General features: G+C 69.7%; 19 protein-coding genes and 1 pseudogene. 4 read left to right on the top strand and 16 right to left on the bottom strand.

Going from position 1 to position 24,918, the window contains the following annotated elements; translation table 11 throughout:
- Positions 1 to 145: 145 nt before the first annotated feature.
- Positions 146 to 1,645, bottom strand: a complete 1,500-nt coding sequence (locus tag ABZ826_RS23130; protein WP_361451305.1) for a hypothetical protein — start codon at positions 1,643 to 1,645, stop codon at positions 146 to 148.
- A 230-nt stretch (positions 1,646 to 1,875) separates the two neighbouring features.
- Between ABZ826_RS23130 and ABZ826_RS23135 the strand changes: the two genes are divergently transcribed.
- Positions 1,876 to 3,012, top strand: coding sequence for an aminoglycoside phosphotransferase family protein (locus ABZ826_RS23135; protein ID WP_361451308.1), 1,137 nt, complete (start codon positions 1,876 to 1,878; stop codon positions 3,010 to 3,012).
- Between the two features lie 71 nt (positions 3,013 to 3,083).
- Here the strand turns inward: ABZ826_RS23135 and ABZ826_RS23140 are convergent, their stop codons facing one another.
- From ABZ826_RS23140 to ABZ826_RS23165, 6 genes are all read right to left on the bottom strand, one after another.
- The gene (locus ABZ826_RS23140) at positions 3,084 to 6,155 is read right to left on the bottom strand and encodes a ThuA domain-containing protein (protein WP_361451311.1); all 3,072 of its coding nucleotides are present in this window, start codon (positions 6,153 to 6,155) and stop codon (positions 3,084 to 3,086) included.
- A gap of 150 nt (positions 6,156 to 6,305) precedes the next feature.
- On the bottom strand, positions 6,306 to 7,178 hold the full coding sequence (locus ABZ826_RS23145) for a sugar phosphate isomerase/epimerase family protein (RefSeq protein WP_361451314.1): 873 nt from the start codon (positions 7,176 to 7,178) through the stop codon (positions 6,306 to 6,308).
- A complete protein-coding gene (locus tag ABZ826_RS23150) occupies positions 7,175 to 8,389 on the bottom strand; it encodes an ABC transporter substrate-binding protein (RefSeq protein WP_361451317.1) in 1,215 nt (404 codons plus the stop codon). The genes ABZ826_RS23145 and ABZ826_RS23150 overlap by 4 nt, the downstream gene beginning before the upstream one ends.
- Complete coding sequence (locus tag ABZ826_RS23155; protein WP_361451320.1) at positions 8,386 to 9,390, bottom strand: ABC transporter permease; 1,005 nt, start codon at positions 9,388 to 9,390, stop codon at positions 8,386 to 8,388. The genes ABZ826_RS23150 and ABZ826_RS23155 overlap by 4 nt, the downstream gene beginning before the upstream one ends.
- On the bottom strand, positions 9,387 to 10,403 hold the full coding sequence (locus tag ABZ826_RS23160; RefSeq protein ID WP_361451323.1) for an ABC transporter permease: 1,017 nt from the start codon (positions 10,401 to 10,403) through the stop codon (positions 9,387 to 9,389). Before ABZ826_RS23160 ends, ABZ826_RS23155 begins: the two co-directional genes overlap by 4 nt.
- Positions 10,400 to 11,887 (bottom strand): sugar ABC transporter ATP-binding protein, encoded by a 1,488-nt coding sequence (locus tag ABZ826_RS23165; RefSeq protein ID WP_361451326.1) that lies wholly within the window; start codon positions 11,885 to 11,887, stop codon positions 10,400 to 10,402. Before ABZ826_RS23165 ends, ABZ826_RS23160 begins: the two co-directional genes overlap by 4 nt.
- Positions 11,888 to 12,052: 165 nt before the next feature.
- Between ABZ826_RS23165 and ABZ826_RS23170 the strand changes: the two genes are divergently transcribed.
- A complete protein-coding gene (locus ABZ826_RS23170; protein WP_361451329.1) occupies positions 12,053 to 13,240 on the top strand; it encodes an ROK family transcriptional regulator in 1,188 nt (395 codons plus the stop codon).
- Positions 13,241 to 13,325: 85 nt separating this feature from the next.
- On the opposite strand, the gene ABZ826_RS23175 is transcribed toward ABZ826_RS23170, so the two are convergent.
- A complete protein-coding gene (locus tag ABZ826_RS23175) occupies positions 13,326 to 14,657 on the bottom strand; it encodes a peptidoglycan recognition family protein (RefSeq protein ID WP_361451332.1) in 1,332 nt (443 codons plus the stop codon).
- A 386-nt stretch (positions 14,658 to 15,043) separates the two neighbouring features.
- Between ABZ826_RS23175 and ABZ826_RS23180 the strand changes: the two genes are divergently transcribed.
- Positions 15,044 to 17,257: a terpene synthase family protein gene (locus ABZ826_RS23180; protein ID WP_361451335.1), complete on the top strand. Its 2,214-nt coding sequence runs from the start codon at positions 15,044 to 15,046 to the stop codon at positions 17,255 to 17,257.
- On the opposite strand, the gene ABZ826_RS23185 is transcribed toward ABZ826_RS23180, so the two are convergent.
- From ABZ826_RS23185 to ABZ826_RS23200, 4 genes are all read right to left on the bottom strand, one after another.
- On the bottom strand, positions 17,233 to 19,467 hold the full coding sequence (locus ABZ826_RS23185) for a glycoside hydrolase family 95 protein (protein WP_361451338.1): 2,235 nt from the start codon (positions 19,465 to 19,467) through the stop codon (positions 17,233 to 17,235). The two genes, ABZ826_RS23180 and ABZ826_RS23185, sit on opposite strands and share 25 nt — an antisense overlap.
- A 309-nt stretch (positions 19,468 to 19,776) precedes the next feature.
- Positions 19,777 to 20,277, bottom strand: coding sequence for a hypothetical protein (locus ABZ826_RS23190; protein WP_018550733.1), 501 nt, complete (start codon positions 20,275 to 20,277; stop codon positions 19,777 to 19,779).
- 128 nt (positions 20,278 to 20,405) lie between these two features.
- Positions 20,406 to 20,807: an ACT domain-containing protein gene (locus tag ABZ826_RS23195; protein WP_361451341.1), complete on the bottom strand. Its 402-nt coding sequence runs from the start codon at positions 20,805 to 20,807 to the stop codon at positions 20,406 to 20,408.
- A gap of 10 nt (positions 20,808 to 20,817) precedes the next feature.
- Positions 20,818 to 21,318 carry a CGNR zinc finger domain-containing protein gene (locus tag ABZ826_RS23200; protein ID WP_361451441.1) on the bottom strand — a complete coding sequence of 167 codons (501 nt, stop codon included), beginning with the start codon at positions 21,316 to 21,318 and terminating at the stop codon, positions 20,818 to 20,820.
- Here ABZ826_RS23200 and ABZ826_RS23205 point away from each other — a divergent pair.
- Positions 21,283 to 21,387 (top strand): annotated as a pseudogene (locus ABZ826_RS23205) (pyridoxine 5'-phosphate oxidase C-terminal domain-containing protein); the annotation flags it as partial. The gene ABZ826_RS23200 and the pseudogene ABZ826_RS23205 sit on opposite strands and share 36 nt — an antisense overlap.
- A gap of 21 nt (positions 21,388 to 21,408) precedes the next feature.
- Here ABZ826_RS23205 and ABZ826_RS23210 read toward each other — a convergent pair.
- The 4 genes from ABZ826_RS23210 to ABZ826_RS23225 all read right to left on the bottom strand — a co-directional run bounded on the left by ABZ826_RS23210 (position 21,409) and on the right by ABZ826_RS23225 (position 24,907).
- Positions 21,409 to 21,651 carry a DUF397 domain-containing protein gene (locus tag ABZ826_RS23210; RefSeq protein ID WP_361451344.1) on the bottom strand — a complete coding sequence of 81 codons (243 nt, stop codon included), beginning with the start codon at positions 21,649 to 21,651 and terminating at the stop codon, positions 21,409 to 21,411.
- A gap of 102 nt (positions 21,652 to 21,753) precedes the next feature.
- On the bottom strand, positions 21,754 to 22,920 hold the full coding sequence (locus ABZ826_RS23215; RefSeq protein ID WP_351084531.1) for a thiolase domain-containing protein: 1,167 nt from the start codon (positions 22,918 to 22,920) through the stop codon (positions 21,754 to 21,756).
- The gene (locus ABZ826_RS23220; RefSeq protein WP_361451348.1) at positions 22,913 to 23,965 is read right to left on the bottom strand and encodes a thiolase domain-containing protein; all 1,053 of its coding nucleotides are present in this window, start codon (positions 23,963 to 23,965) and stop codon (positions 22,913 to 22,915) included. Before ABZ826_RS23220 ends, ABZ826_RS23215 begins: the two co-directional genes overlap by 8 nt.
- On the bottom strand, positions 23,966 to 24,907 hold the full coding sequence (locus tag ABZ826_RS23225) for an OB-fold domain-containing protein (RefSeq protein WP_361451351.1): 942 nt from the start codon (positions 24,905 to 24,907) through the stop codon (positions 23,966 to 23,968).
- Positions 24,908 to 24,918: the final 11 nt, after the last annotated feature.

The raw sequence follows: 24,918 nt of genomic DNA on the forward strand, positions 1-24,918 counted from the left end.
GCGAGGACAGCGGGCACACGGAACACCGGACACGACACGATCCACGGGTGCCGTACTCGGACATGCGACGGCCGGACCGTGGTCGGTCGATCAGTCGGTCATCGGACGTGATGGGCGGCGCCCCCTCATCGCGGGGCCCGCATGTTCAGATCTCCGACGAACGCCTGGGCTGCTTGATGATGGAGCTCTGCGGCAGGGCGAGCTTGATCTCCTCGCGCAGGTCCTCGATCTTGGCGTAGCCCGCGAACTGGCCCGTCAGCCGGTACATCTCGCGCAGCCGGTCCCAGGTGCGGTGCGACGAGGTCTCCCCCATCGTCACCAGGGCGAGCCGCGCATAGCGGTCGGCCTGCTCCGGATCGTCGGCGATGAAGCATGCCGAGGCGAGTGAGATGTAGTCGAAGATCTTGGAACGCTGGCGTCCGTTGGCCCGGAGCTCCAAGGCCTGCTTGGCATGGCGCTGAGCCACGATCGCCGCCGACGGGTCGTGTTCGGCGAGCGTACGGAACGCCAGGGCCCGCATGCCGTGCAGATCCGCCTCGTCGAACAGCTGCATCCAACTGGGCGGCGGCACATCGCTCTTGTCGGATACGAAGAGCTCCTCGGCCTTGCCCAGTGTGCGGCGCATCGCCTGACCGTGGCCCATGGACGCCTGCGCCCAGGCCTCGATGGTGTGCAGCATCGCCTGGGTGCGTGGCAGAACCATGTCGCCGGAGCCGGACTTGGCGAGCTTCATCAGGTCCAGGGCGTCGTCGGGGCGGCCCAGGTGGACCATCTGACGGGCCGCCCTGGAGAGCGCCTCGCCCGCGCGCGGGCGATCGCCGCCCTCGCGCGCCGCGTGGGCGGCGATGACGAAGTACTTCTGGGCGGTGGGTTCGAGGCCGATGTCGTGGGACATCCATCCCGCGAGCACCGCGAGGTTGGCGGCGACGCCCCAGAGACGGCGCTGAAGATGGTCGGGGTGACGGTAGGCGAGCATGCCGCCCACCTCGTTGAGCTGGCCCACCACCGCCTTGCGCTGGAGCCCGCCGCCCCGGGACGCGTCCCAGGCGCGGAACACCTCGACGGACCGTTCGAGCGCCTCGATCTCCTCCGACCCGATGGGCGCGGCCTCGTACCGGTCGAAACCGGTGGGGTCCGCGTACAACGGGTCGTTGGTCCGTGGGGCATCGGCCGCCAGGACAGGGTCGGCGTGGAGCCAGTTGTGCATGGGGCCGGTGATGGTCGATCCTGCGGCGAGCGCGGCGCCCGCGCTCACCAAGCCGCGTCGGTTGAGCATGAGGTCCATTCCCGTGAATTCGGTGAGGACCGCTGCCGTCCGCTCGGGCGCCCACGGCAGTCCGTCGGGATTGTGCTGCGTCCCGACCTCTCGCCGCTTCCCCACACGCCCGCGTCGGCCGAACCCGAGATCCTCGATGGTCACGACACGACCGAGCCGCTCGGTGAACAGGGCAGCCAGCACCTTGGGCACGGGATCGCGGGGGGACTCCCCCATGTCGATCCAACGCCTCACCCGCGAGGTGTCGGTGGCCAGTTGCGGGTGGCCCATGGCCGCCGCCTGCCGGTTCACCATTCTCGCAAGTTCGCCCTTGGACCAGCCGGCAAGGCCGAACAGGTCGGACAGGCGGGTGTTGGGTTCTCCGGTCACGTCAAGCCCCCAGGTTCTCGGCTGTGTCGACAGTAACCCCTGTCAGATGCGTCTCGACTATTCGCCAGGGTTCGCCAGGGTCCGCCAGATGGTCTGCCACCCGCTGCCCGATGTCAGGTAGGAAAGCGCCACCCCGCCCGGCAGCCCTAGGTACTCCCCAGGGTGCCGAACGGCCGCCGGCCGGGGCGGTGCACGCAACTTGTCGGCGCGCGAAGGGATCTGTCTCGCCCATGTACACAGCATCGTCCTCCGTGACCGCCCCACCCCGGCCGCTTCGTCCCCTGGGCGCGGGCGTCGGACCGTACCTCGCTCCGCATGCCGCTCCCCCTGCTCCCGGCACGGTTCGCCCGCGGCGGCCGGGGGGGCTGGGCGGTCCACCGCTCAGCGGGCGGCTGGACCTGTCCGGTCCGCAGGGCGCTCAGCTGAGGATGGTGATCGCCTCGGTGCACCGCATCTGTCCGGAGTTCAACCCGGTGCAGGTGCTGCGTCGCAGCGGCCGTTCGGTGCTCCTCGTCGGGTCCACCGGACGCACGACCGCGGTCGCCAAGTGTTTACTGGACCACTCGCCCGCGTGGTCGGAACGGTTCCAGCACGAAATAGCTGCATATCGGGCGTTCGTCCGGCACCGCCCGCCGGTGCGGGTGCCTCGGCTCATCGCGGCCGACCCGGAGAACTGCACCCTGGTGATCGAGCGGATGCCCGGCCGGGTGGCGGCGCTGACCCGGCATCCCTCGGAGGCTCCGCCCCGTGCCGATGTACGGGCCGCGCTCGGTGCGATCAGCCGGATCAATGCCTGGCGGCCGGCTCCGGGCCTCTTCGACGCGCCTCTGGACTACGCCTCGCGGATCGCCCGCTATCACGAACTGGGCCTGTTCACCGACCGCGATCTGGGCGACCTGCAGAAGCTGCTGCACGGCCTGGCCCATGCGAGCGGCCGTCAGGGCATGGGGCAGTTCTGTCACGGTGACGCGTTGCTCTCCAACATCCTGCTGTCGCCCGCGGGTCCGGTGCTGGTGGACTGGGAGCACGCGGGCTGGTATCTGCCGGGCTACGACCTCGCGACGCTCTGGGCGGTCCTGGGAGACGCACCGGCCGCGCGGCGGCAGATCAGTCAGCTGGCGCAGGCCAAGGGACCTGCGGCGCGGGACGCGTTCCTGGTGAACCTGATGCTGGTGTTGACGCGGGAGATCCGTACATACGAGACGGCTGTCCAGCGGGCGATGCGGGAGCCGGTGCCCACGGGCGCCGGCCAGGACCGGCCGGGTGGGCTCTCGTCGAGCGAGGAGCAGCGGCTGCTGCTGCGCCGCCTGCACGACGACTGCGCGATGGCCCGCCGGGCCGTACGTGCCGCGGTCGGTACCCGCTGACCCTGCCGAGAAGGGACACGCGCTGCGGGTCCGGTGCCGACACACCGGACCCGCAGCGCGCCGATGTGGTGTCAGGGACTCTTGAAGTCGACCGCGTCCACGTCGAATGCGTTGTTCTGCGGTGACGTGAAGACGAGATACAGCTTGTGCGTACCCTTCAGCTCCTGGACGGGCACGGCCGGGGTCTCCTGATAGTTGTCCCAACCTCCCGTGTTGGGGACGGGAGTGGTGGCGAGCAGAGGACCGTCGGGGGCGTCCGCGCGCAGTTCGATCGCGCCGACCCCGTACGGCGAGGACAGCCGGTAGCCGACCGAGCCGATGCCTTCGACGCTCATCGGTTCGAAAGCGACCCAGTCACCGTTCGAGACGTCCCCGATCCGCTTGCCGTTCTCAGCGCCTTCCTGGGCGACGATCCGGGTGCCGGACTGGTCGTCGCAGTATTCTGCCTGCTTGTGTTTGGGCTGGAGCACGGCGCGGCCGTAGCCGGTCAGGGCGGAGACGCCGTCGCCGCCCTTGTCGGTGTACTTGGCGTTGAGAACGTAGGTCAGGTCCGCGCCTTCGGGGTGACCGCCCAGGTCACCGGTGTCGACGGTGCCCTCGCAGCCGGGGATGTCGGTGGTGGGGTGCTCGTGATCGTCGTGTCCCAGTGCCGGGTTGACGGTGACCTTGGAGCAGTCGACCGGTCCGTCCTCCGGGTCGGTGACCGTGACCTTGTACGGGATCTTGTCGCCGAACTCGATGAGTTTGCCGTTGACCGGGAAGTCGATGGTCACCTTGGGTGCGGTGTTCCCGGCGGTGACGGGGATGTTGGCGTAGCCGGACTTGCCGGTGGAGTCGGTGACCTTGAGCTGTGCGGTGAAGTCGCCCTTGACCGTGTAGGTGTGGCTGGGGTTCGCGTCGGTGGAGTCGTAAGTACCGTCACCGTCGAAGTCCCAGGCATAGCTGAGCGTGTCGCCGTCGGGGTCGTTGCTGCCCTCGCTGGAGAAGTCGACCTTCAGTGGGACGGGGCCGTCGGTGGCGGAGGCGGCAGCCTTGGCGACCGGTGCGCGCTGTCCCTGTGCGTAGTCGATGCGGTAGAGCCCGGAGTCGTTGTTCCCGCCGCCGAAGGCACTGCCCCATTCGAGGACGTAGAGCGATCCGTCGGGGCCGAACGTCATGTCCATCGGCTTGTTGAACTTCTGGGAGGAGAGGAAGTCGTTGATCTTCAGGAGCTTCTGGTCCTTGTCGAACCGGATCTCCTTGACGAAGTTGCGCGACCACTCGTAGAAGAAGCTCGCGCCCTCGAAGTACGCGGGGAACTTCGTGGTGGACGGGTTCTTCTTGTCGTAGTGGTAGACAGGACCGCTCATCGGGGCGGAGCCACCGCTGCCGACCTCGGGGAATTCCTGGGACGCGCCGTACCCGTACCAGATCTCCGGTTGCTGAACCGGCGGGAGCGCGGTCAGCCCGGTGTTGTTCGGCGAGGGATTGACGGGATTGGCGCAGTCGAACTTGGGTCCGACTTCCTTGGTATCCGGGTTGTAGGGGGCGTACGCCTGGTTGTTGCCGTGGCAGAACGGCCAGCCGAAGTTGCCGGCCTTCTTGATGACGTTGTATTCGACCAACCCCTCGGGTCCCCGGTCGGTGGTGGGCAGTCCGCGGTCGGGGCCGTAGTCGGAGGCGTGGACGTACCCCGTCTTGGGGTCGACGGTGAAGCGGAACGGATTGCGGAAGCCCATCGCGTAGATCTCGGGGCGGGTCTTGGCGGTTCCGGGGGCGAAGAGATTGCCCTTGGGAATGGTGTAACCGCCGGAGTCCTTCGGCTTGATGCGCAGGATCTTGCCGCGCAGGTCGTTGGTGTTGCCCGCCGTGCGGGCGGCGTCCAGCATCTGCTTGCCCTCGCGCCAGTCGAGCGGGGCGTACCCCTGCCAGTTCGGGTCGAGGTTGGGCGGGGTGTCGTCGCCGACTCCGAGGTAGAGGGTGCGGTCGGGGCCGAACTCGACGGCGCCGCCGGTGTGTCCCGGTTCCGGGAAGGTGCGGTCGCGGTAGGCGGGGACGTCGAGCAGCTTCTTCTCACTGGCCGGTTCGAGGGTGTTCCCCTTGACCGTGAAGCGGGAGAGCCGGTTGACGTCCTCGGTCACGCCCGCGGGGGCGTAGTAGAGGTAGATCCAGTGGTTCTTCTTGAAGTCCGGGTCGAGTTCCATGCCGACGAGGCCGTCCTCGCCGCCGGTGTAGACGTCGAGCTTGCCCGCGGTGGTGGTGGCGTGGGTCGCGGGGTCGTAGACGTTCACCTCGCCGCTGCGCTGGATGTAGAAGACCCGGCCGTCCTCGGCGACGTCGAGCTCCATCGGGTCGGCGGTGTTGTCGTCGAGGGTGACTTTCTCGTAGCCGCTCCAGACGGTGCCGCCGCAGTCGCCGGGTTTGTTGCCCGCGGCCCACTTGACGCCGCCGACGACATGGGCGCGGAAGGCTGCTTCGCTGTACGAGGCGGTGTCGTGGCCCATGGCGGTCGCCCAGACCCTGCCGCCCTCGGCGTTGCGGCACCAGGAGATGGGGTGGTCCGCGCCCATGGCGGAACCGCCGGGGTCGTACGTGGTTTCGTCGGCGGTGACCAGGACGTGGACGTCACCGCGGGGGTTCCTGTCGAAGTTGTACCACTCCTCGGGGCGCTCCCAGCGCTCCGGGAGTCCCGTGGTGGAGGGGTGGACGCGGTCGGCGACCTCGGCGGTTCCCTGGAGGACACCCGGTGAGTGTGCGGGCATGTGGACGCCGCCGTTGATGGCCTCGTCCCACCACGGGAAGGTGTCCTCGATGCCCATGTCGAGGGTGTTGTGGATGGCGACGACGCCACCGCCGTCGCGCACGTATGTCCGCATCGCTTCGCGCTGGGCTTCGGTGTCCCAGACCATGCCGGAGTTCTGCAGCATGACGATGACGTCGAAGTCCTTGAGCCTGGTTTCGTCGAAGACGGCGGGGTCGGCGGTCTCGACGAGCGCGAAGTTGTTGGCGGCCGCCTCCTCCTTGAACATCTGGATGCCTGCGGGGATGGAGGCGTGCACATAACCGACGGCGCGGGTGAACAGCAGGGCGCGGAAGGCGGGTGCCTTACCGGTGGTGGCCGCGGTCGCGGGCAGCGCGGTCAGTGCGAGCAGCAGTGCGCTCACCCATGCGATGAACGTGCTCCGTATGTCACGAGCATGACAGTACCGTCGCTGACGGTTCACGAGCGGGTCCTCTCTGCGGGTCGTGGCCGAGTGGGGGCGAAGGGGGGGGTTTCCAGGAGGGGGCTGAGGCCCTCCGCCGGGCCGAGGGCCTCAGCCCCCTCCCAGCACGCGGCGCAGGAACGCCAGGCCGTCGGTGGCGATGGTGTCCTGGGTGGCGGCGAGCGGTCGCCAGACCGAGGCGGCGACCGCGATGGCGTCGTTGTACGCGGTGAACGACTCGATGCAGAGCGGGCCCCGGTAGCCGCTCGTGGTGAGCGCGGTGAGGAATCCGGTCCAGTCGAGGGAGTCGGCACCGGGGGTGCCCCGGTCGTTGGCACACACCTGGACGTGGACGATGCGGCCGGCGGCACGGCGTACGGCGTCGGGCAGCGAGCGTTCCTCGATGTTCTGGTGGTACACGTCGAGTGCGAGGCCGATGGTGTCCTCGGGCAGCCCGGTCAGTGCTTCGAGGGTCTGGTCGACGGTGTTGAGCAGACCCGTCTCGTACCGGTTGAGGGGCTCCACGGCAATGCGCACCCCGACGGCGTGCGCGTGATCGACGACCGGCGCGAGGTTCTGGCGCAACTCCTCGTACGCCGCCACGCGTTCGTCACGGTCCATGCGCCAGGCGCGACCGACCGCCGCGTACACGGGCCCCGCGACGGTGGGGGCGTTCAGGGCCTGAGCTGCGTCGACACAGCGGTGCAGATAGTCCTGGGTGATCCGGACGGTCCGCGGGTCGGTGCGGACGAGGTCGCGGCCGGGCGGCATCACGGCGATCACTGCGGCGGGGGTGAGCCCGGACGCCTTGAGTAGCTTGGAGACGGAGTCGGGCGCCCAGTCCCGTTCGTGCTCCAACGGGATCTCGACGCAGTCGAATCCCCATGCGGACAGACGCGGCAGGACGTCACCGAGTGCCTCGTACGTCACCGGCGAGTGCCAGATCCACGGATTGGCGCCGAGGGGGAACGCGTGAGCGCTCATTTGCTGCCTCCCCACTTCTCCGGGAACCCGGGCAGGTTCTGGCAGCCGCACATCGCGTAGTGCAGCGGCGGCATGCCGGGCTTGAAATACCGATCGAGGGTGTCCTGAGTGACGGTGGGCTGCGGAAGCTTCCATTCCTTCGGAACCTGCTCCCCCCTCAGGATCCTCAACGCCGCGATGACTGGGGTACGCCACTGGAAGGTGGGGTACGACGGGGCGATCGCGGTGAGCTTCTTCTCCTTCCACACCTGGAGGAAGTCCTGCTGGTCCTCGCCGGTGACGGGCGGTACGTCCTTGCCGGCGTCCTCGAAGGCCTCGACGGCGGCGACGGAGGTCGCGCCGGAGTCCATCCACACGCCGTCGATGTCGCCATTGCGGGTGATCGCATCGGTCACGATCGCCTTGGTCCTGGCCGGATCGCCGTCGGTGAACTTCACATCCACCACGTCCAGTCCGCTCCTGTCGAACGCGACCTTCGCGGCCGACCAGCGGGTCTCCAGCACATCGACGCCGGGAGAGATGCGCAGGGCGAGGATCTTCCCCTTGGGCTTCACCTTCCCGACGAGGAAGTCTGCGGCGACCGCCCCGTATCCGTAGCCGCCGATCGGGTTGATGAAGGTGACGGCGCAATCGGTCTCGACGCCCCGGTCGAAGACGATCACGGGCACCTTTCCGCAGGCCTTCTCGACGGCGGGGGTGAGCGTGGCCGTGGTGTTCGGGGAGACGATGAGCGCGTCGCAGCCCCGCCCGGTGAGCTCCTGGATGTCGGAGATCTGCTTGTCGTCCTTGCCCTGCGCGTCGAGCACGGTGAAGTCGGTGATCTCCTTGTGGAGTCCGGCCTCGGCCCGCATGTTCTTCAGGCCGACCTGGCGCCACGGATTGAAGACCCCGGCGTTGGACAGACAGAGGTGGATTCCGCCGGTGCCGCTCTTCTTGTATCGCGTGGTGTCGGCCAGCCGTGGCTGGAGCATCTGCTCCCACGGCTTGTCGGCCGGGCCCTGTGGGATCTCCTTGGCGAGGGCCAGCTGGCGGTCGTACTCGGCGCGGTCGAAGAACTTCGACTGCTTTCCGGTACCCGGTTCGCCCGCTGTACCGCTCGCCGCTCCGGCGGGGGCATCGGGCGGTGCGTCGCTCGTGCAGCCGGCGAGCAGGGCCGCGCCGAGCAGGGCGGCGAGGGGCACGAGGACGTGTCGGATCTTTCGCGTACTCATGAGGCTTTCGCTCCTGGGGGCTCGGTGCCGCGACGGCGCGACCGGGACCAGTCGGCCGCGCCGAGGGCGACGGCGGCGATGACGATGACGCCTTGCACGGTCGATTCCAGGGCGCCCGAGACGCCCTGGAGGTTGAGCAGGGTGAACAGCGCCTGGAGCGAGAAGGCCCCGGCCATCGCCGCGACGACGGACCCGCGTCCGCCGCCGAGCACCACACCGCCCAGGACCACGGCGGTGATCGCCTCGAACTCGTAGCCCCGGCCAGCCTGCGCGGAGACTCCGGAGAAGCCGCCGACGAGTACGGCGGCGAGCGCGGCCGCGACGCCGGAGAGGACGAAGGCGATGGTGCGGGCGAGCGCGACCCGGACCCCGGCCAGGGCCGCGGCGCGTTCGCTGTCACCGGTGGCGAGGAGCGTACGGCCGAAGTCGGAACGCATCAGCCGGACGGCGAGAAGACCCGCGACGACGCAGACGAGGACGGCCCAGGGCAGCCAGCCGAAGGCCGTGCCGCGCCCGAGCCTGCGGAAGGCCGTGGGCAGCGCGCCGTGCGGAGAACCGCCGGTCCAGAAGAAAACGGCGCCTTCGAGGATCAGCATCATGCCGAGCGTGGTGATGAACGACGGCACGCGCAGCAGGGTGGTGATCAGTCCGCTGACGAGACCGGCGAGGGCTCCGGCGAGCAGCAGCACCGCGGTGACGAGAGGCCAGGGCGCGCCCGGGAACGAGCCGTACAGCTCGGCGGCGACGACCACCCCGGCCGTGACGATCGCTCCGACCGACAGGTCGAACTCGCCGCAGACGATGACCAGGTACTGGCCCGCGGCGAGGATGACGAGGGGCGCGGCGCGCTTGATGAAGGCGAGGAAGCGGTCGGGTTCGTAGAAGCCCGGGTCGGTGAGGGCCAGCGCCGCGAGGAGCACGGCGAGCAGGACGTAGACGGGTGTGCCGGTGGTGAGGGCACGCAGGACGCGACGGCCGGCGGGTGCCTGTGCGGTGGTCATGCGGTCCTCTCCCGCGGGGTGCGGCGGCCTCGCGTGTAGAGGGCGACGGCCGCGATGATGACGACGCCGCGGACGACGTTCTTGAAGAACGGGTCGACGGCGAGCTGGTTGAAGACGCTGTCGAGCACGGCGAGCACGAGGACCCCGCCCAGGGTGCCCGCCACCCCGCCGCGGCCTCCGGCGAGCGCGGTGCCGCCGAGCACGACGGCGGCGATGGACTCCAGGTCGTAGCGGGCCTCCGTGCCGGCCCAAGGGGCCCCGGCGCCGAGCCGTGCGGCGAGGAAGAGGGCGGCGGCTCCGACACAGAGGGAGCACAGGACGTGGGCGATGACGACGGTGCGCCGGGTGCGGACTCCGGACAGCCGGGAGGCGTGCTCGTCACCACCGGTCGCGTACATGTGGTGGCCGAGCCGGGTTCGACGGGTGATCAGCCAGAGGGCGGCGGCGACGGCGAGGAGCAGGAAGAGGGAGACCGGAACAGGTCCGATCCGGTCATAGCCGAGGTGCTGGAAGGAGGCGGGGACCTTGCCCGCGGGGCCGGTGTAGTTGTCCTCGATCCAGCCGCGCAGGATGAAGGCGGTGCCCAGGGTCGCGATGAACGCGTTGACCTTGAGGCCGGTGACGATCAGTCCGTTGGCGAGTCCGACGGCGGTGCTGAGCACCAGGACGGCGAGGACCGCCACGAGGACGCCGTCGCTCTCCATCGTCTCCGCTGCGACGAGGGTGCCCAGGCTGATGAGGTAGGCGACGGACAGGTCGAGCGATCCGGTGAGGATGACGGCGGACTGGCCGACCGCGACGAGTCCGAGGGCGACGCAGTTCTGCAGGATCGTCACCACGTTGGTGACAGTGAGGAAGTCCCCACCGCGGGCCGCGACCGCGATCCAGCCGAGGAGGGTGACGGCGAGGGCCGCGAGCCAGACTCCGGCCACCGGGCCGGCCAGGCGCGGCCGGGCTGTCCGCCCCGGGCGGGTGCGGGGCCGGGCCTTCGCGTCGGGCCGAAGCGCGGTCATGCGGCTCCCTCCCCTGGACGGTCGCCGCCGGTGGCGAGGCGCATGACGGCCTCCTCGGTGGCGCCGGCGGGGAGTTCGCCCGCGATGCGGCCTTCCGACATGACGAGGATGCGGTCGCTCATGCCGATCAGTTCCGGCAGTTCGGAGGAGATGATCAGTACGGCGAGGCCCTCGCGTGCCAGTTCCCGCACGAGGGTGTGGATGGCTGCCTTGGCGCCGACGTCGACGCCGCGGGTCGGTTCGTCGAAGAGCAGTACCCGGGGGCGTGCGGCGAGCCATTTGGCGATGACGACCTTCTGCTGGTTGCCGCCGGACAGGTACTGGACCTGTCGGCCCTCGTCGTGGGTCCGTAGACGTACGCGTTCCAGCAGCGCGGTCACCTCGCGGCCCGCGGGCGGTCTGCCGCGGGCGGGCACGGCCCGGGTCACGAGCAGTGCGTTGTCGGTCACGGACTGGCGCAGGGCGAGGCCCTCGGCCTTGCGGTCCTCGGTGACGAGGGCGACTCCGGCCCGGACGGCGTCCCGGGGGCGGATCGGGCGCAGTGGTTGCCCGTCGACGGTCATGGTGCCCGTGATGAAGGGGTCCACGCCGAAGAGGGCACGAACGAGGGTGGTGCGGCCCGAGCCCTGGAGACCGGCGACGCCGACGACCTCGCCGGCCCGCAGGCTCAGTTCGATGCCGGAGAGCCGGGCGTTGCCGCCACCGCTGACGGTGAGCCTCTCGGCACCCGCCTCGCCCGGCCGGGCCCGCGGCGGGTAGTAGGCGCCGAGCTCCCTTCCGACCATGGCGCGGACGACCGTGCCGGCGTCGGTGTCGCGCGTGGTGAGCGTGGCGACGCGGCGGCCGTCCTTGAGGACCGTGATGCGTCGCGAGAGTTCGAAGACCTCGCGGAGCCGGTGCGAGATGTAGAGGATGCCGATGCCACGGGCCGTCAGGCGACGTACGAGTGCGGTGAGTTGTTCGACCTCGTGGTCGGCGAGGGCGGCGGTGGGCTCGTCCATCACCAGGATCCGGACATCGGATGCGAGGGCCTTGACGATCTCCACGGTCTGCATGCGTGCGACCGACAGCTCATGGACGGGGGTCCGGGGGGTGATGCCGGTCTCGTCCAATTCGGTGAGGAGCTCGGCGGTGCGCCGTTCCATGGCGCGCCGGTCGACGAGTCCGTACCGGGTCGGTTCACGGCCGAGGAAGACGTTCTCGGCGACGGTGCGGTGCGGGAGCAGCGCGAACTCCTGGTGGATGATGCCGATTCCGGCGGCCTGGGCCTGCGCCGGATGACTGAAGGAGTACGCGGTTTTGTCGATGGAGAGGGTCCCCTCGTCGGGTAAGTGCTCGCCCGCGAGGATCTTCATCAGGGTCGACTTCCCCGCACCGTTCTCCCCCACCAGCGCATGCACTTCTCCGGCTTCGAGGTCGAGCCCCACCTCGTGGAGCACACGCACCCCGAGGAAGCTCTTGGACACACCGTGCATCGTCAGCATCGAATGACTCCTCGCTCAGCGGTCTGCAGAGCAGAGTCGTGACACACCTTAGGACTGTCAAGGGCTCAAGCGCCTTTGTTTCCAACCAACTTGGCATGGACTTATGCCGATGGCCGAACGTTGGACGCCTTGTGAGCAGCAAAAGTCGTCCTTAGGGTGACTGTCATGTCTTCGCCGTCGGATCGCACGTCCGCTGCCGCCTCGCACTCACCGGGCGAGGTACTCGCGCTGATCAGTTCGGGGACGGTGGCGACCCGTGCCGACATCGCCCGGATCACCGGGATGGCCCGTTCGACGGCCTCCCAGCGGGTGGACGCGCTGATCGCCCACGGCCTCGTGGACGAGGACGCCGACGGCGGATCCACCGGTGGCCGTCCGCCGCGCCGACTGACGCTGCGCACCCGTGAGCACGCGGTGGCCGGGGTGGATCTGGGAGCCTCGCACTGCAGGGTCGCGCTGATGGACATCGGCGGTGCGACCCTGGCGGTCCAGGAGGAGCCGCTGCCTATCGGTGACGGCCCGGACTCCGTACTGCGGCACGTGGAGCGGACGGTGCGCGCCCTGCTCAAGGAGACACACCGGGAGCCTGAGACGTTGCGGTCCATCGGTGTCGGAGTGCCGGGGCCGGTGGAGTTCTCCACCGGGCGTCCTGTCGATCCGCCGATCATGCCGGGCTGGCACCAGTACCCGATCCCGGAGTTCTTCGCCACCCGCTTCGGGGTGCGGGCGCTCGTCGACAACGATGTGAACGTGATGGCGCTGGCCGAGCAGCGCCGCGCGTTCCCGGACTGCCGCTATCTGTTGTACATCAAGGTCGGCACGGGGATCGGCTGTGGGATCGTGGCCGACGGCGAGCTGCACCGGGGTGCGCAGGGATGTGCCGGCGACATCGGCCACATCCGTGTCGCGGACCTCGACGATCCTTGCCGGTGCGGTAATTCGGGTTGTCTGGAAGCCGTCGCGGGCGGTGCGTCGCTGGCGGCGAAACTGGTCGGCCTGGGGCTCGACGCGACATCGGGCAGCGATGTGGTGCGGCTGGTGCAGTCCGGGAACCGGGATGCCGTACGGATGGTGCGGGAGGCGGGAAGGGCGGTCGGCGAGGTCCTCGCCGGACTGGTCAACTTTTTCAACCCGGACACGGTGGTGATGGGGGGCGCACTGGCCGCCGTGCACGACCAACTGCTCGCCGGTGTACGGGAGGCGGTCTATCGGCGCTCACATCCGCTGGCCACCCAACTGCTGCGCATAGAACCGAGCCGTACGGGTGAGAACGCGGCGGCGGTGGGGGCAGGGATCCTTGCGATCGAGCACGCGCTCTCTCCCGCGCAGGTGAACCGCCAGGTCGCGGGCTGACCTCTCGTGCCCCTTCGTGAACGGACGCCGTTCACGAAGGGGCACGACTTGGAGGAGCTCACGCTGTCAGACCGCCCGAGCGGCCTCAGTGTGCGCGCACGATGTCCACGTCGGAGGCCTTCACGAAGGCGATCCGATGGCCGATCTGCACCGTCACGTACTTCTCCTTGCCGCGGAAGTATGCGTGGTCGAGCGGGTAGGAGGCATCGATCGTCGGGGCGTAGAAGAAGCCCGTGGGTGCCTCACCGCCGCCGGGGTAGGACTGGCCCGCCTTGATGGTGTACTGCAGTGGCGAGCCCACCCGCTGGTCCGTGAAGTCCGCGGGGTACTCGGACTTCTCCGGGTACGCCACCCCGTACACCGGCACCTCGGTGCGGCCGGGCTTCGGCTTGACCACGTAGCCGGAGGTGGGCGTGGTGGTCCGGGTGTGCGCCGGGGTCTGGAACCAGGCCTTCTGGCCGTACCACCAGATCGCCGTCCAGCCCGGGGCGTGGTCCGCGACGACGGCCTGCTGGGTTGCGCTGATCTTGCTGCCCCAGTCGGCGGCGCAGTTCGTGCCCGGTGAGCCGTCCGTGTGCAGGCCGGGGTCGGAGAAGAGCGACGCGTCGGTGGACGGCGCGGTGTGCAGCGGGACGGCGCTGGAGCCCTGGACCGGCAGGTCGACACCCTTCTCGCAATCTCGGAAGGCCTGCTTGTTCTTCTTGAAGTCCGGGTTGACGGTGATGAGTTCGCTGCTCTTCGGGGCACTCGGCACGGTGGGCTTGCCGAGCAGGGTCATGAAGTGGTTCCAGTCCCAGTACGTGCCCGGGTCCCAGTGCATGTTCTTGGTGCCGGACGCGCTGGTGGGCGGTACACCGTCGTGGCCGATGATGTGCTGGCGGTCGAGCGGGATGTCGTACTCGGCCGCGAGGTAGCGCACCAGCTTGGCGGTCGAACGGTACATCTCCGGGGTGTACCACTTGGCGCCCTCGACGGCGACTCCCTCCTGCTCGATGCCGATGGAGTGGCTGTTCACGTACCAGTTCCCCGCCTGCCAAGCGACGTCCTTGCCCTTGACCATCTGGGTGACGTGACCGTCGCCCGAGCGCACCACATAGTGGGCGGAGGTCTGCTTCAGCGGGTTCTGGAAGATCTTCAGGGTGGTGTCGAAGTCTTCCTCGGTGTCGTGCAGCACGATGAATCTGATCTTGTTGGTGTGCGGCCGGTCCGAGGTGTCGTAGTTCCCGTACGTCTCCTTGTCGGTGGGGTCGCCCGTCTGCTGGTAGGCGGCCGGTACCCAGTCGCATGCGAGGCCGCGTGGGCATTCCGGCCGCACCCCGTCCGCACCGGCCTGCGCCGCGGGACTGAGCAGCGCCATGCTCAGGGCACCGACCGTGGTCAACGCGAGTGCAAGTCCGGTCCTCTGCTTGGACGTCATGACAACCCTTCTTGGAGCCGTGCGTGATGGAGCCGTGCGTGATCCGATCTCACTTTGCGCTGTGCGCGCACACTCTCCGACCTGAGATGACAGCACGTCAAGAGGCCAGTGGGAGAGGCGGGACGAGCCAGTGGACCAGACCACTGGCAGGGCGCCTGACCTGCGCTGGGAAAGAAGACGGGCACGCGCTGACGACCGCGCCACCCGGCGTCCATGAGACCGGCGACCGGCCGGGAACCCGCGCTCATCGGCCACGAATGAGCGCACCATTTATGCGACTAATCCCGGATGTGCGTGCCTCGAACGGACGAAGGGTAGTGCTCGCGCGGACACCACCGGTCCGTGCGGCGTTCGCCGTACGGAGATCTCGGAAAGGCCGGACGCACATGGCTCAGCCCTTCACCCTGCCGGACTTCTACGTTCCGTATCCGGCGCGGCTCAACGCCCATGTCGAGGAGGCGCGAGCGCACACCAAGGAGTGGGCACGCAGCATAGGGATGCTGGAGGGTTCGGGAATCTGGGAGGAGAAGGACCTCGACTCCCACGACTACGCGCTGCTGTGCGCGTACACCCACCCGGACTGCTCGTCCGAGGCGCTCTCGCTGGTCACCGACTGGTACGTGTGGGTCTTCTTCTTCGACGACCATTTCCTGGAGCTGTTCAAGCGCACCCCCGACCGTGAGGGCGGCAAGCGGTATCTGGACCGATTGCCCGCGTTCATGCCGATGGACCGCGGTGCTCCCATGCCGGAGCCCACGAATCCGGTCGAGGCGGGACTGGCCGATCTGTGGGCGCGGACGGTGCCGGGGATGTCCGACGCCTGGCGGGTCCGGTTCGCCGAGGCGACGAAGAACCTGCTCGACGAGTCGCTGTGGGAACTCGCCAACATCAACGAGGGGCGCATCGCCAACCCCGTCGAGTACATCGAGATGCGCCGCAAGGTGGGCGGCGCCCCGTGGTCCGCGGGACTCGTGGAATACGCGGCGGGCGCGGAGGTGCCCGAGTCGGTGGCCGACGAGCGCCCGCTGCGGGTGCTGCGGGACGCCTTCTCCGACGGCGTGCATCTGCGCAACGACCTCTTCTCGTACCAGCGGGAGGTCGAGGACGAGGGGGAGAACAGCAACGGCGTGCTCGTCCTTGAGCACTTTCTCGGCTGCTCCACCCAGGAGGCCGCCGAGGCGGTGAACGATCTGCTGACGTCACGGCTCCAGCAGTTCGAGAACACCGCGCTCACCGAACTCGGCCCGCTCTGTGCGCGGAAGGGGCTCGACCCGGCCGACACCGCGGCGGTTCTGGCGTACGTCAAGGGGCTGCAGGACTGGCAGTCGGGCGGCCATGAGTGGCACATGCGCTCAAGCCGCTACATGAACGGCGGCGGGGCCGGTCAGGCCGCGCCCGGCTTCGGTATGGCCGCGGCGTCGATCCGGCTCACCCTCCGCTCGGAAAGGGCCCGGCTGCGCAGCCACACCCATGTGCCCCTTCAGCGTGTCGGCCCGTCCCTGCTGCCCGACTTCGAGCTGCCGTTCGGCACGACGCTCAGCCCGCATCTGGACGGGGCGCGGACACGGATCGTCGACTGGGCGCGTCGTACCGGAATCCTGGAAGCACAGCCGGGCGTGCCGGGATCGCACATCTGGGACGAGGAGCGCCTCGTCGCGATCGATTTGCCGCTGTGCGCGGCGGGTCTGCACCCGGACGCGACGCCGGAGGAACTGGATCTGGCCTCCCAGTGGCTGACCTGGGGGACGTACGGGGACGACTGGTTCCCGGTGGTGCACGGGCGGACCCGCGATCTGGCGGGTGCCAGGCTCGCCAATGAGCGTCTGTCACTGTTCATGCCCCTGGACGGGTCCGCGACGCCCGAGCCGGTCAACGCGCTGGAGCGGGGGCTCGCCGATCTCTGGACGCGCACCGCTGCGCCGATGGACGCGAGCGGTCGCCGCACGTTCCGCAAGGCGGTCGAGGACATGACCGCGAGCTGGGTGTGGGAGCTGGCCAACCAGGTGCAGAACCGCATCCCGGACCCGGTGGACTACGTCGAGATGCGACGCTTGACCTTCGGCTCCGACCTCACGATGAGTCTGTGCCGACTGGGCCACGGCAGGAAGGTGCCGGAGGAGATCCACCGCAGCGGTCCGCTGCGTTCGCTGGAGAACGCGGCGGCGGACTACGCGTGCCTGATGAACGACCTGTTCTCGTACCAGAAGGAGATCGAGTACGAGGGTGAGGTGCACAACGGCGTCCTGGTCGTGCAGAACTTCTTCGGTGTGGACTATCCGACCGGGGTGGCGATCGTGCACGACCTGATGAAGTCGCGGCTGCGTCAGTTCCTGCACGTCGCCGAGCACGAACTCCCCGTGCTGTACGACGACTTCGGGCTGGACGCCGAGGCGAGGGAGATCCTGGCCGGGTACGTGCGGGAGCTCGAGCACTGGATGGCGGGGATCCTGATCTGGCACCGGGGCTGCCGGCGCTACCGCGAGCAGGATCTGCGGCGGGGCACCGCCGCCCCGTGGCACCTCGGCGGTCCCACGGGGCTCGGCGTGTCGGCGGCGCGGGTGACCGCGCTGTTCGCTCAGCCCTCGGCCTCCAGCGTGTAGCGTCCGCCCGCACGCGCCTTGAAGACCTTCTCGCCGCTCGCGAACAGCGAGCTGCGGACGGTCGCTTCGCGGCCGCGGCTCGCCGTGATCACCACACGGCGGGCCTGCCCCCCGGCCCATTCGATGTCGACGGTGAAACCGCCCCGGGCGCGCAGTCCACGCACCGAGCCGTCCGGCCAGCTCGCCGGGAGGGCGGGGAGGATCTCGATGGCGTCGTGCTGGCTCTGCAGCAGCATCTCGGCGATGCCGGAGGTGGCGCCGAAGTTGCCGTCGATCTGGAACGGCGGGTGGGTGTCCCAGAGGTTGGGCAGCGTGGAGTTCTTCAGTTGTTCCGCGAGCATCTTGTGGGCGTGGTCGCCGTCGCGCAGCCGCGCCCAGAAGTTGATCTTCCACGCCTTGGACCAGCCGGTGCCGCCGTCGCCACGTGCGCGGAGGGAGACCTTCGCCGCTTCGGCCCACCGGGTGCCGGGTTCGATCTGGCGGCCGGGGTGCAGACCGAAGAGGTGCGAGACATGGCGGTGGGTGTCGGCCGGGTCGTCCCGGTCGGTCTTCCATTCCTGGAGCTGGCCCCAGGACCCGATCCGCAGTCCGGGGTCGAGCCGGTCTAGGGCCCTTTCCAGGCGGCCGCGGAAGGCGGGAGCGTCGCCGAGGATCCGGGCGGCCTCCAGGGTGTTCGTGAGGAGGTCGTGGACGATCTGCTGGGACATCGCCGCACCGGCGGTGAAGTCCCCGTGCTCGGGAGAGTAGCTGGGGGTGACGACGAGCAGTCCGTCGCGCGGGTCGGTCCGCAGATTGGCCAGCCAGAACTCGGCGGCCTCCTTCAGCGCGGGGTAGGCGGTGCCGCGCAGGTAGTCGGTGGAGCCGCTGAACCGGTAGTGCTCGTACATCTGCTGGGTGAGCCAGGCGGCGGCCTCCGGGAACCAGAAGGCGGTGGACCAGTCGTGGACGCCGGTGAAGCCGTACGGGTTGGTCTCGTTGTGCACGACCCAGCCGGCCGTCCGGAACATCTCCTTCGCCGTCTTCCGGCCCGGCGCGCGCATCGCTTCGATGTAGCGGTCGTACGGTGCGGTGGTCTCGGCGAGGTTGGTGACCTCGGCGAGCCAGTAGTTCATCTGCAGGTTGATGTTGCTGTGGTAGTCGGCGGACCACGGCGGGGTGGTGGAGTTGTTCCAGACGCCCTGGAGGTTGGCGGGCAGCGAGCCGGCCCGCGAGGAGGCGATCAGCAGATAGCGTCCGTACTGGAAGAAGAGCGCCTCCAGGGCCCGGTCGGCGGGGCTCGTACCGTCCGTGTACCGGGCGAGCAGCTGATCGGTGGGCAGGTCGGGCAGTTCCTGGCCGATGTCGAGGGTGACCCGGTCGAAGAGGGCGCGATGGTCACGCACATGGGCGTCGCGAACCTTCTCGTACGAGGTCCGGACGGCGGAGTCCACCGCGGCGGCGACCGCCCGGTGCGGGTCGTCGCCGCGGTAGGCCGGGTAGCGGTCGGCGTAGTCGGTGGCAGCGGCGAGGACGAACCAGGCGCTGTCGGCTCCGGTGACGGTAAGGGTGCCGTCCGCGCCGGCGATGACGGTGCCGCCGCTGGTCCGGACACGGATCTGGGCCTCGAAGCGCAGGCCGTTGTCCTTCAGCGCACCACGTACGGTGAGCCGGTCCTTGTCGGCGGTGGCGGTGCAGTCACTGCGGGGCGAGCTGTATCGCAGGGTGAACGACACCTGTCCCGGACGGTCTGCGGCAAGGCGCCCCGCGATGACCTGGCCCGGATGGGAGACGAAGAACTCCCTTGAGTGGGCGGCCCCTTGATGGGTGTAGGTGACGGCCGCAAGGGCGTTTCGCAGATCGAGAGTACGTCGGTAGGAGGTGTCGGGGGCGGCCGGGGCGTTGCGCATATCCAGCCAGAGGTCGCCGAAGACCTGGTAGGCGCCGTAGCCGCGGCGTGCCTGGCCGAGCTCGGCGGCGACGGCGTCCGGGTCGAGAGCGCCCTGACTGTCGAGGCGCTGCTGAACGCCGGTGAGGGCGTCGGGTCTGGGGCTGGTCCAGTTCCCGAAGTCGTAGCCCTCGACGGAACCGGGGCCGCCGGTCCACAGCGTCTTCTCATTGAAGGTGAGCCGCTCGGATGCGAGCGTCCCGTACACGCTCGCGCCGAGAGCGCCACCGCCGATGGGCAGCGACTCACGCTCCCAGCCGGCGGCGGGGGCGTGGTACCGGAGCATCGGTTCCATCGCTGCCCTCGGGTGAGCGGAGCTCTCCGATTCATCGGAGGTACTGGCAGCCGCCGCCGTGCCGGAGGCGGCAGGGATACCCAGCGCCAGAACGCCAGTTGCGCCTATCACTGTCTTCACTGTGGTGCGTCGCGTCATCCCGGATGTCATGCCGCCGACGGTAAAGGTCCGACGATTACTCCGGCAAGGCACATGACAAAGCGGCCTCATGGACAGAGGCCGCGAACACTTGGACAGATGGACGGGGCGGGTGTTCCGCAGCCGCCCGTCGGGTACGGGCGGCCAAGGCTTAGGACGGAATCAGCCCTGCTGGAACAGCTCGGCCGGCAGGGGCTTCAGCAGGGTGTACAGATCGTCGGTGATCGGCCGGTCCCAGCTGGCGATGGTGACGAGCACCCCGTCACTGCGGTCGAACTGGACGCAGGAGATCCGGCTCTCCGAGAGCTTGACGCGGCGGACGATCAGCAGGTTGTCGCCCTGCATCACGGGCATGTCCTCGGTACCGGTGACCTCGACCGGTTCGTCGTTCTCCAGTGCGAGGAGAAGCTGGGCGACCTCGAACGGAACCTGACCCTCCTCGGTCTCGCGGGCGGGCGAGCCCTCCGGGAGATTGCCGATGATCATCGCGGGGCCGCGGCCGCCGAACAGGTCGTAACGCAGGAAGACACCCTGACAGCTCCCGTCGGGGGCGGGCAGCAGGCCGGCGCCGAGGTTTCCGGGCCAGTCCCCCGGGTCCATGGCCAGGACGTCGAAGTCGGGGCCCGCGGGTGTGGCGGCGCTACGGCGGCGGAGGAAGGACATGCAGACATGTTACGTGTCCGGGCTCACGTTGCGGAGCCGGGTCCGCGCAGGCCGGGGCGAAGTCGGGTCGGCGGCCCGGCGCACCGCGGCCCGGCGGAACCGGCTCCGGAGACTCCGCGGCCCCGTCGTCAGCCGGACTCCGCGGCCAGCGCCTCCAGGACCTCGACGGCCTCGACGGCCCGGTCGTAAGGAACGAACAGGTGATCGTGGTGGAAGCCGGCCACCACATTGCAGCTCAGCCCCGCGTCGGTGAGTGCCAGGGACACGGCGGCGGTGAGCCCCACCGCGTCCAGCGCCGAGCGGACACGGAGCGTGATCCAACCTGCCACATAGTGATGGCGCAGACCTGCGGAGACGGCCTGCTCCTCGGGCAGCACCAGGGTGAGCCCTTCGGGCTCGGTGACCGTGACGACCGGGTCGACGCTCTCGGGCACCGCGTCGCGGGGCATGGTGGTGAAGACATAGCGGCCGGGGTTCAGCTCCGGCCGCATGCCGCTCAGCAGGGTTCGAAGATCGCGCTCGCCAGTCACGCCCACCACGCTACGTGGCTCGGTGGCGCTCATGATGGCGCGCGACGCGGGCGCGGTTGCCGCAGGACGGCTTGCACCACTCCTGGAGGGGGTGCTCCTTGATGAAGTAGCGCACGCAACGTGGGGCGTGGCAGGCCCGCAGCGCCGCGCGGTCCGGTCCGGTGAGGAATCCGATGACCGCGCGGGCGAGGGCGGCGGCGGGCAGAGCGTTCCGTTCCGCGATTGCGCCGGTCGGGTGGTCGCGGGCGACGGGATCACGGCCCGGTGCCCAGTCCGGACGCGACACGGTCGGGACCGCGCCGGCGGCGGCATTGAGCCGACGCAGCGCCTCGTCGGGAGGAAGGATCCTCGCGGCGTCGGCAGGGCTCGGCTCACCGGGGCGGACGGCGTACGCGAAGAGCGCCCGGACGGCGGCGCGCAGCGCCCGTACGGCTTCCAGGGCCGCTTCGTCGGCCGCCCATCCGTCGCCGAACGCCCACGTCCTGTGGAGTTCTGGCAGGGCGACAAGCAGCGCAGGCACACACGCCTCGACTACCGCGCCGACGGCCCGGGTTGGGTGCGCGAGCTGCTGTGGCCCTGAGGCGGGCCGGGCGTCCGGCGCTCAGGTGAGGTCGAATTCGCCGTCGCGGGCGTTCACCACGAAGGCGCGCCATTCGACCGGGGTGAAGATCAGTGACGGGCTGCCGGGTTTGCCGGCGTTGCGCATCGCGATGAATCCCTCGACGAAGGCGATCTGGACATCGCCCGCGCCCTGACTGCCCGACCGCCAGTCCGCGTTGCTCAGATCCAGGTCCGGCTTTTCCCAGCCCGCAAAGGGCTGCTGGGTGGTGGTGCTCTCCGCCACGTCGGCTCCTCCCGCTCGTCGTCCCGGGCCAAAGCCCAGCCACCGTCGGCGGCCCGGGACAGGCCGCCGGGGAGGCTTCCTCCGGTCCCGGACGGCCTGTGGTCAGCGGGTGGGGGGCTCGGCTCCGACCAGCCACATGGAGAAGAACTGCGCCCCGCCGCCGTAAGCGTGGCCGAGTGCCTTCCGTGCCCCCGTCACCTGGTGCTCGCCCGCCTGTCCCCGTACCTGCAACGCGGCCTCCGCGAAGCGGATCATGCCGGAGGCGCCGATGGGATTGGTGGAGAGCACCCCGCCCGACGGGTTCACCGGGAGGTCGCCGTCGAGCGCGGTGACGCCGGACTCGGTGAGCTTCCAGCCCTCCCCCTCGGCGGCGAAGCCGAGGTTCTCCAGCCACATCGGCTCGTACCAGGAGAACGGCACGTACATCTCGACGGCGTCGATCTCCCGTCGTGGGTCGCTGATCCCGGCCTGCCGGTACACGTCGGCGGCGCAGTCCTTGCCCGCCTGCGGCGAGACGAAGTCCTTGCCGGCGAAGAGCGTCGGTTCGCTGCGCATCGCGCCGCCGTGCACCCAGGCGGGCGGATGCGGCGAACGGTCCGCCCCGGCACGGTCGGTGAGGATCATCGCGCAGGCCCCGTCGGAGGACGGGCAGGTCTCCGAGTAGCGGATCGGGTCCCAGAGCATCGGTGCGGACCGGATCTTCTCCAAGGTGATGTCCGGGTCGTGGATGTGCGCGTACGGATTCTTCAGCGCGTTGCGGCGGTCCTTGTAGGCGACGAGGGAACCGACCGTGTCGGGCGCCCCGGTGCGGCGCATGTACGCACGGACGTGCGGGGCGAAGAAGCCACCCGCTCCCGCCAACAGCGGCTGCTGGAAGGGGATCGGCAGCGAGAGGCCCCACATGGCGTTGGACTCGGACTGTTTCTCGAAGGCGAGTGTGAGAACCGTGCGGTGCACCCGTGCGGAGACCAGGTTGGCGGCGACCAGTGCGGTGGAGCCGCCGACCGAGCCCGCGGTGTGCACCCGCAGCATCGGCTTGCCGACCGCCCCGAGCGCGTCGGCGAGATACAGCTCCGGCATCATCAGGCCCTCGAAGAAGTCCGGGGCCTTGCCGATGACGACGGCGTCGATGTCCGCCCAGGTCAGTCCGGCGTCCTCCAGTGCGCGGACAGCGGCCTCGCGGACGAGTCCGGCGATGGAGACGTCCCGGCGGGCCGAGACGTGCTTCGTCTGGCCGATGCCGACGACGGCCACGGGCTCCTTAGGCATGAGCGCTCTCCCCTTCGAGTACGGCGACCAGGTTCTGTTGCAGACAGGGCCCGGAGGTGGCGTGGGCGAGCGCCCGGTCGGACTCGCCGCGGTGGATACGGGCTGCTGCCTCGCCGAGGCGGATCAGCCCGGCGGCCATGACGGGGTTGGCGGCGAGCGCGCCGCCGGACGGGTTCACGGTGACGCTGTCGTCCAGTCGGAGCGCCTTGCGCAGCACCACTTCCTGGGAGGTGAAGGGCGCGTGCAGTTCGGCGGTGTCCACGGGCCGTTCGAACACCCCGGCCCGCTCGGCGGCGAGCCGGGTGGAGGGTGATTCGGTCAGTACGCGGACCCCGAGGCTGTGTGCCTCGATGCGGTGGTCGATACCGCGGATCCAGGCGGGGCGGGGACACAGGGCCCGTGCGGTGTCACCCGCGGCGAGGACGACGGCTGCCGCGCCGTCGCCGACCGGTGGGCAGTCACCGGTCCGCAGCGGCTGCACGACGTACGCGCCGGCCGGGACCGGGCCTGCCGTCTGGGCATGCGGATTGTCCGCGGCGGCGGCGCGGCTCCGGGTGGCGATCGCCGCGAGGGCGGCCTCGTCGGTGTCGCCCGCGTCGATCAGCGCCTGCGCCTGGAGCGCGGCGAGGGCGACGGAGTCCGGCCAGAGCGGGCCGACGTAGTACGGGTCGAGCTGACGGGTGAGGACGTCGCGCACCTCACCGGGCGAGGACTTGCCGTAGGAGTACACGAGCGCGGTGTCGGCCTCGCCCGTCCGGATCTTCACCCAGGCCTCGTACAGCGCCCACGCGCCGTCCATCTCCACATGGGACTCGGAGATCGGCGGGTAGGCGCCGACGCCGTCGAGCGCCATGGTGAAGGAGAAGGCGCGCCCCGCGAGATAGTCGCTCGACCCCGAGCAGGTGAAACCGATGTCGTTCGCCCTGAGACCGGTCGTGTCCAGGACCTGGTGGAGGACGGGCATCAGCATCTCGACTTCGGAGAGTTCGTCGGTGCGCCTGAGATGGTCCGTCTGGGCGAAGGCGACGATCGCTACGTCTCGCATCTACAGCAGCTCCTTGTACGCGTCGTAGTCGGCGTCCGGCTCTCCGGTCGGCCGGTAGTGATCGGGGTGACGCCCGCCCTCGGTCCAGACGGGTTCGACCCGCAGGCCCATGCGCACCTGGTCGTACGGGATGCCGCCGATCCGTGCGTGCAGTGCGAGGTCGGCCCCGTCGAGCGCGATGTGCGCGTAGACGTAGGGGACTTCGATGTCGAGGTTCCTGGCTTTGATGTTGACGATGCAGTACGTGGTCACGGTGCCGCGCGGGCCGACCTCGACCTGTTCCGTGGTGGCGATCCCACAGGTGGGGCAGGCGCCGCGGGGCGGCACGTACACCTTGGCGCAGGACGGGCAGCGCTCGCCGACGACGCGTCGCTCGGAGAGCGCGCTGATGTAGGCGCCCTGGGCGCGGCCCGGGGTGAAGCGGTAGTCGAGACGGGCCGGGGTCACGATGCCGTGGACGGGGTCGCTGAACTCGCCGCCGCGCGGCACGGGTTGGCCGGCCTGCCCGTCGTAGGGCTCGAAGCAGGCGATATCCGTGATCGCACCGGTCCGCTCGGTCGCCCAGCGGATCCGCACCCGCATGCCGGTACGGACGGCTTCGGGGCCGGGCGCGGCCAGGGCGTGCAGCAGGGCGGTGTCGGCTCCGTCGAGCCGGACGAGGACCCAGGCGAAGGGGGCGTCGAGGGGCTGGCCGCGGCGCGGGGCGGGGTTCCAGGCCCAGGTGGTGACGGTGCCGGTGTCGGCGACGTCGGTCAGCTCGCGGATCTCCTCAGCGGTGACGGGGTCGTACTCGACCGGTGGGACGAGGACCTTTCCCCCGCTGGTCCGGACGCCGAGGACGGTGCGTTCGCGCAGCCCGGTGAGGAAGGCGCTCTGGACGGGACCGAGGGATCGGGTGAAGGGGAATTCGAGCACCAGCGGTGCGCTGAGGATCTCGGGCACGGTTGCCTCCT

The organism is Streptomyces sp. NPDC047515 (genome assembly GCF_040643055.1).
Lineage (GTDB): Bacteria > Actinomycetota > Actinomycetes > Streptomycetales > Streptomycetaceae > Streptomyces.